Raw genomic sequence first — 7108 nt, 5'->3', positions numbered from 1 at the left:
ACCGGAACTTGAGGACTGAGAGCACGGGGCCGAAGATTTCCCCGCTGGCGATGCCGTCGGACGGGGTGATGCCGGAAACGATGGTCGGCGCAAGGAAGGCACCTGCATTGCCAACCGGAGCGCCGCCGGTTGCGATGGTGGCACCGTCGGCCTGAGCCTGCTGGACGATACCCAATGCACGATCGCGCTGGGGCATGGAGACCATGGCCCCCATGCTGGCGCCAAACTCAGGCCGGTCGATGCCCGCACCCACGCTGAGACTTTGGGCCACATTCACTGCACGTTCGACCAGTTCGTCGTGGCGGCTTTCGTGCACGATGACACGGCTCATGGCACTGCAGACCTGGCCCGCGTTGAAATAGATGCCCCAGCGAATGTCGTTTTCAAACGCTTCGAGATCTGCGTCCTCATGCACGATGGCAGCGGACTTGCCGCCGAGCTCGAGTACGCAGGGCACCACGTTCTGCGCCGCCGCGGTGGCGATACGGATGCCTGTGGGCACCGAGCCGGTGAAGACGATCTGATTGACCTGCGGGTGGCCAGACAAAGCCGCCCCCGCTTCGTGGCCATAGCCGCAAAGGATGTTGACCGCACCGGGTGGGAAACCGGCGGCCTCTGCCGCACGGGCAAGCCAGGCATTGGTGAGCGGTGTCAGCTCGGGTGTCTTGATCACACAGGCGTTGCCTGTGGCCAGCGCTGCAGACAAGGAGCGAGCAGTCATCTCCACCGGGTAGTTCCAAGGAATGATCTGGGCGGAGACACCCATTGGTTCATTCTCGGTCCAGTCGAAATAACCGCCGCCCAGCGGGATCGAGCGGCCCTCGACCGTGCTGGCCTGGTTGCCATAGTATTCGAAATAGAGCGCGGCGCCCTCAACCTCGATCCGGGCTTCCCATAGCGGCTTACCCTGCTCCAGGGTCAGGACGCGGGCGATTTCGTCGATGTTGTCCAAAAGGTAGCGGCCCATTGCCTGCACCATGCGGCCGCGGGCAATCGGGCGCAGAGCCGACAGCTCACCGGAAAGATGCAGGCGGCGGGCCGCCTGCACGGCGCGGTCCACATCTGCGGCATCGGCCAGCGCATGGCGTGCCAGCAGTTCGCCATTGGCCGGGTTGGTGACATCAATCCACCCTGCCCCGCCCGGCACCCAAGTGCCGTCAATGCAGTTCAGCCATTCGGCATCAAGCTGTGTCATAACCGGTTACCTCCCTGCCTCCTGTAGGTCGCGGTCTGCCGCTTCTCGCATCCACTTCTGAAGATGCAGGATTGAATGCTCAGAGTTCACTCCGCAAGAGGGATCGACCACCAGAGGTCCCGGAACGTAGCCGCGGCTGTGCAAACCCCGTTGCACGGATTCCACCAGACGGATGTCTTCCTCGACCGTTGTGGCCCTGTCCTGCACCGCCATCCGGCGCACGGTTTCATTGTCCTCGCCGCGGATCGAATACCAGCCGCGCCAAACGACCACATGATCGGCATCCACTGCCCGCCAGTGATAGGTATTGAGCAGGTTGCCGGGATAGACTTGGAAGGAGAACATCGGCCATAGGAACCAGCTTGAGTATTTCTCGTTGTTTTCGAAACCGGAGCTGATGTCATAGGTCATCTGGTCCAGCGAATTGCACTCTGTCTTATGGCGCAGGCAGAATCCCTGGGGCTGGATGTCATAGGTCTCCGGCTTGATCACCCCGGTGGAGAAGGTCGGGTGGTTCAGGCTGCAGTGGTAGCATTCGGAATAGTTTTCGACCGAAACCTTCCAGTTGCAGTTTTCGGGAATTTCGACCCATTCCAGCGGTTTCAGATCCGCCCAATTGGGCACAAAGCTTTCCAGTTCGGTCCGCACATTGGGGAACCACTCATCCATCGGCTTGGCTTCGGGATCGAGGTTCACAAAGATGAAGCCAAGGAACACCTCGGTGCGCACTTCAGTCAGGCAGATCTTGCTTTTGTCGAAACCCTGCACCGCCTTGATGTTCGGCCCGGCGCGCAGCTGACCGGTCAGCTCATAGGTCCAGGCATGGTACGGGCATACCACGACCCGCGTGGTGCCCTCGCCCGAGACCAGTTGATGGGCGCGGTGCTGGCAGACATTATAGAAGGTGCGGATCCCGCCATCGCGCCCCTTGATGCTGAACAGGCTTTCACCTGCCATCTCAAAAGCAAAATAGTCGCCAGTGTTTCCAAGCTGGCTGGCGTGGCCGGCAAATTGCCAGCTGCGGGCCAGCAATCCTTTGCGCTCAGCCTCAAAAACAACTGGGTCGGTATAATACCGCGCCTCAAGGGAATGGGTCAAAGGGGCGTTCATTCGGGTTCCTCCGCATATAGGCCCAACTGGTGCCTGCGCTTGTGGAATTTCTCTACCCGCTCGACGATTTCCTCGCTGGAGACCGCAATCACAAAGGAGAGCAGCGTTTCCAAAAGGGCAATCACCGAGACGGATGAGGGGAAAAATTGCGGCGTGTCCACCGCGACGGTGAACCCGTGGTCGGCATTCAAAATCACGGGACTGGCGGGGCTGTCGGAGATCCCGACGATGGTGACGCCCTGCTCGCGCGCGATCCGGATCGCCTCGATCACCTCAGCCCGGTAGGGTTTGCAAGTCATGGCGATAAGCACATCCTGACCATCTGCCCAGGCGAGATCGTCAATTGCCGTGGACCCCGGTTGCGGGATGGCGTGGAACTGTTTCATACCGGTGGAAGCAAGATAGGTGAAGTTTCGGGCATTGGCGTTGTTGACCCCCACTCCCAGCGTAAAGACCTGGCGGGAGTTCCAGATCGCCTGCGCCGCCGCCTCCAGCCTTTCCGCATTCATGCCAGCGAAGGTTTCTTCGATATTGCGGATCGCCGCGCCCACCATATCGGCATAGAGCCCGCCCAATTCGCCGGACTTTCCGATGTCCTGCAGCCAGCGTGCGCGGTCGGGGAAGGACGCCCCGCCCCTGCGAATCGCCTCTCGGAACGGGGCGCGGAAATCCTCGTAACCCTCAAACCCAACCTGCCGCGCCATGCGGACAAAGGTGTTGGGCTTCACATTGGCGGCCTCGGCGATCTCGCGCACAGTGGAAACCCCGACATCCGCAGGGTTTTCCAGCACATAACGGGCCGCCTTCTGGGCTTCAGGAGTCAGCGCATCCCACTCTTCGGTAAGGCGCTCCAATACAGTCAATGATACATTTGTGCCATTCATGATTGACGATGGTACAAATATGGAATTAGCCTGTCGAGCAGAAAAGCGTATTGCAATCAGGAACGGTGAAATGGCCGACAAAGTAATCCCGGCACAGGCCCGTGTGGTCATCGTGGGCGGCGGTGTTATGGGGGTGGGCCTGGCTTATCACCTGGCGCATGAGGGCTGGGGCCCGGAGGTCGTGCTGCTGGAAAAAGCCGAACTGACATCCGGCTCAACCTGGCACGCGGCGGGACAGATCACCCACTCCACCAGTTCCTTTGGCCTCGGCAAATGCGTCGACTACAACATCGGCCTGTACTCAGGAAAGCTGGAGGAAGAGACCGGCCAGGCGGTGACCTGGCACGGCTGCGGCTCGTTCCGCTTGGCCTATACCGAGGATGAGATGGACTGGCTGCGCCATACCTTGTCCGTCGGGCGCAGCCTTGGTTTCAACATCGAGCTAGCCGGCACGGAAAAGGTCGCCGGGCTGCATCCCTTCTATAACCTCGAAGGAGTTCTGGGTGCGCTCTACACCCCCGATGACGGCCACGTGGATCCGACTAACGTCACGATGGCCATGGCCGCAGGCGCCCGCCAGCTGGGCGCGCGCATCATCCGCCAGTGCCGTGCCACCAACATCACCCAGGCCGCGAGCGGCGAGTGGATCGTGGAAACGGAAAGGGGCACTATCCGCTGCGAGCATGTGGTGAACGCCGGCGGCACATATGCCCGCCAGATGGGGGAATGGTCCGGTTTGCTGCTGCCGATGACCTCAATGACCCACCATTACTTCGTGACCGAGCCGGTGCCGGAGTTCGAGGCGCTGGACAAGGAACTCCCCGTCATCCGCGACGACAAGAAGGTCTCGGGCTACATCCGCATGGAACAGAAGCGCGGGCTGATCGGCATTTACGAAAAGGAAGGCTCCAACTCTGTCTGGCACGACCATTGCCCCTGGGAATACGAGAACTGGCTGTTTGGTGCCGACTACGACCGGGTGATGCCGTGGCTGGAGGAGAGCCTGAACCGGATGCCGATTTTTGCTGAGCTCGGCATCCAGCGCGAAGTGCATGGCGCGATCTCGCATCCGCCGGACGGAAACCCGCTCATCGGTCCCGCACCGGGCGTTTGGAACTACTGGTGCTGCTGCGGCACTCAGATCGGCATCGGCTGGGGCCCGGGCCTGACCCGCGAGCTGGCGCGCTGGATGGTGCATGGCGCGGCTGACATCTCCATGCGCGAATACGACCCGCGCCGCTTCGGCGCCTATGCCACCAAGGACTGGCAAGTGACTAAGGCGCATGAGGATTACAAGCTGCGCCACGAGATCCCTTTCCCGCATTTCAACCGCCTGGCGGGCCGTCCGATCAAGCCCTCGCCGCTATATGAACAGCTGAAGGAAAAAGGCGCGGTTTATGAGGAGGTTTATGGCCACGAGCGCCCGCGCTGGTTTGCCAAAAACGGCGTCGCGCAGCAGGACCACTACTCCTTCCGCCGCAATGAAGTTCATGACATGGTCGGGCTGGAAGTGAAGGCCGTGCGCGAACGCGCCGGCATCATGGACATCTCCGCCTTTACCAAGGTCGAGGTTTCGGGCCCCGGTGCGGCGGGCTTGCTGGACCGGCTGACCGCCAACCGCCTGCCCCGGCAGGTTGGCGGCATTGCCCTGACCCACATGCTGAACCGCCGCGGCCGGATCGAGCTGGAAACCACCGTGGTGAAACTGGCCGAGGACAGCTTCTATTTGGTCTGCGCCGCCTTCTTCGAACAGCGCTTGCTGGACCACCTGGCTCAGAACCTCGCGGGCGAGGAACTGGAGATCAAAACCCACTCCACCGATTGGGCGGCCCTTGCTCTAAATGGCCCGAAAGCCCGCGAGGTCCTGGCCGCCTGCACCGATGCGGATCTGAGCAATGCCGGCTTCAAATGGCTGACCGCGCAGCAGATAACGGTCGCAGGCCACAGGCTCTGGGCCTTCCGCATGTCCTATGCGGGGGAGCTTGGCTGGGAACTGCACATCCCCCGCACCAGCACCCTTGCGGTCTATGACGCGCTCTGCGCCGCTGGCGAAGAACATGGCATTGCCGACTACGGCTCCTTTGCAATGAACGCGATGCGGATGGAAAAGGGTTTCAAGGGCGCAGGCGAGCTTACCAACGAGGTGACCCTGGCCAAAGCGGACCTGCTGCGCTTTGCCCGCACCGACAAGGAGTATCTGGGCAAGGACAAGACGCTGAACGATGCTGATAAGCCCTGGGTCTGCGCCTATCTGCAGATCGAGCCGGACGGCATTGAGGACGGCCACGGCGGCGAGGCCATCCTGCTGGACGGCCAGGTCGTGGGCTCTACCGCATCAGTTGCCTATGGCCATACCGTCGGCAAGATCCTGGCCTTTGCCTACGTGAAACCGCACGCAAATGTGCCGGGCACGGAGATCGAGGCGGTGATTGCGGGCAAGCCGCGCAAAGGCCGGATTTTGGGCGCGCCCGCCTACGACCCCGAAAGCCTGCTGCCCCGCACCGGCGCCGCGCTCACCCCGGCAGAATAAAACAGAACCCGGCTCCACCATACATCTTTCCAAAAATACTGCGGGGGGAGCCAAAGGCGGGGGGGCGGCGGCGCCCCCCCCCTTCCCCGCAGCCAAAGGAATACGCAAACAATGACCCTGCCCGAAACCATGAAGGCGATGGAGCTGACCAGCCACAGGGGGCTGGACAAATACGAATGGCACGAGGACTGGCCGGTGCCGCAGCCCGGGCCGCTGCTGGCGGCAGCTTTCTGGCGCGGGGTCGATGTGTTGAAGAAATACGATTTGGGAGCGCGCTCATGAAGATCACCCGGATATCCCTGTGGCATGTGCCGCTGACCAGCCACACGCCCTACTACATGGCCGAAGGCAAGGCCTGCGCCACCGTCGAAAGCGTGGTGCTGGCGCTGGACACCGATTCCGGGCTCACCGGCTGGGGCGAGGTTTGCCCGATCCCGCATTACCTGCCCGCTTATGCCCGCGGTGTCGGGCCTGCGGTTGAAGAGATGGCCCCGGTGCTGCTCGGCGCATATCCGATTGGTCCCGAAGCCGTGATGGCCAGGCTGGGCGCCTGGCTGCAGGGGCACTCATACGCCAAGTCCGCAATTGACATTGCATTGTGGGACCTGACCGCACAGGCCGCGAACTTGCCGCTGCACGCGTTGCTTGGCGGGCAACGGCAGGCGGATATGCCGCTGTATCATTCGATCACCTGTATCGCACCTGAGGAAATGGCCCGTATCGCGCGCGAGGCACAGGAGACCGGCATCACCCAGTTCCAGGTGAAGCTTGGTGCCGACAAGGATTGGCAGGCCGACGTGGCCCGGCTGCGGATGGTGTGGGAGGCGGTCGGGAGCGGACCGCTGGTCTATGGCGACTGGAACTGCGGTGCCACATCGCTGGATGCTTCGCGCGTGGGCCGGGCTGTGGCGGGCTTGGACGTCATGCTGGAACAGCCCTGCGCCACCATCGAGGACTGCGCGCGGGTGCGCGCCGCCTGCTCTCTGCCGATGAAGCTGGATGAAAACGCACATGACACAGCATCGCTGCTGGCAGGCCATGCGGCAGGGGTGATAGATGCGGTGGCAATCAAACTATCCAAGTTTGGCGGCCTGTCGGCCTCTCGCCGGGCACGGGATCTTTGCCTGCATCTCGGCGCCAAGATGTGCATCGAAGATACCTGGGGCTCTGACATCACCACAGCGGCACTGCTGCATCTGGGGGCTGCCACCGATCCGCTGCGGTTGATGAATGTCTGCGACCTGTCTTCTTATGTTAGCCCCCGGCTGGACCCAACTGGGCCGGAACGCCGCAATGGCCGCATTGCGCCGCCCCAAGGTCGAGGCCTTGGCGTCCGTCCTGACCGGGAGGCTCTGGGCGCTCCCGCAGCTGTGATCGAATAGTTTTTGA

Annotated in this window: 6 protein-coding genes (1 of these 6 cut by a window edge); 3 read left to right on the top strand and 3 right to left on the bottom strand. The window is 62.1% G+C overall.

Features of this window, described 5'->3' with window-relative positions; genetic code table 11:
- The 3 genes in view from K3725_RS04825 to K3725_RS04815 are tightly spaced (at most 6 nt apart) and all read right to left on the bottom strand, a layout consistent with a single transcriptional unit that may run on beyond the window.
- Positions 1-1195, bottom strand: the 5' portion of a protein-coding gene (locus tag K3725_RS04825; RefSeq protein ID WP_260017719.1) for an aldehyde dehydrogenase family protein. The gene continues 260 nt to the left of window position 1, outside the view; only the first 1195 of its 1455 coding nucleotides appear in the window; it begins with the start codon at positions 1193-1195; its stop codon lies beyond the left edge, outside the window.
- A gap of 6 nt (positions 1196-1201) precedes the next feature.
- Positions 1202-2305 (bottom strand): aromatic ring-hydroxylating dioxygenase subunit alpha, encoded by a 1104-nt coding sequence (locus K3725_RS04820; protein ID WP_260017718.1) that lies wholly within the window; start codon positions 2303-2305, stop codon positions 1202-1204.
- On the bottom strand, positions 2302-3189 hold the full coding sequence (locus K3725_RS04815) for a MurR/RpiR family transcriptional regulator (protein ID WP_260017717.1): 888 nt from the start codon (positions 3187-3189) through the stop codon (positions 2302-2304). Before K3725_RS04815 ends, K3725_RS04820 begins: the two co-directional genes overlap by 4 nt.
- A 70-nt stretch (positions 3190-3259) precedes the next feature.
- On the opposite strand from K3725_RS04815, the gene K3725_RS04810 reads away from it, so the two are divergent.
- The 3 genes from K3725_RS04810 (at position 3260) to K3725_RS04800 (ending at position 7101) form a co-directional block, all read left to right on the top strand.
- Entirely contained in the window at positions 3260-5719 is a 2460-nt protein-coding gene (locus K3725_RS04810; RefSeq protein WP_260017716.1) for an FAD-dependent oxidoreductase, read from the top strand.
- 111 nt (positions 5720-5830) lie between these two features.
- Positions 5831-6001 (top strand): hypothetical protein, encoded by a 171-nt coding sequence (locus K3725_RS04805; RefSeq protein ID WP_260017715.1) that lies wholly within the window; start codon positions 5831-5833, stop codon positions 5999-6001.
- The gene (locus K3725_RS04800; protein ID WP_260017714.1) at positions 5998-7101 is read left to right on the top strand and encodes a mandelate racemase/muconate lactonizing enzyme family protein; all 1104 of its coding nucleotides are present in this window, start codon (positions 5998-6000) and stop codon (positions 7099-7101) included. The genes K3725_RS04805 and K3725_RS04800 overlap by 4 nt, the downstream gene beginning before the upstream one ends.
- Positions 7102-7108: the final 7 nt, after the last annotated feature.

The organism is Leisingera sp. S132, assembly GCF_025144465.1.
Lineage (GTDB): Bacteria > Pseudomonadota > Alphaproteobacteria > Rhodobacterales > Rhodobacteraceae > Leisingera.
The sequence above is the reverse complement of the archived record's forward strand: the minus strand, read 5'-3'. Positions and strand labels throughout refer to the sequence as shown.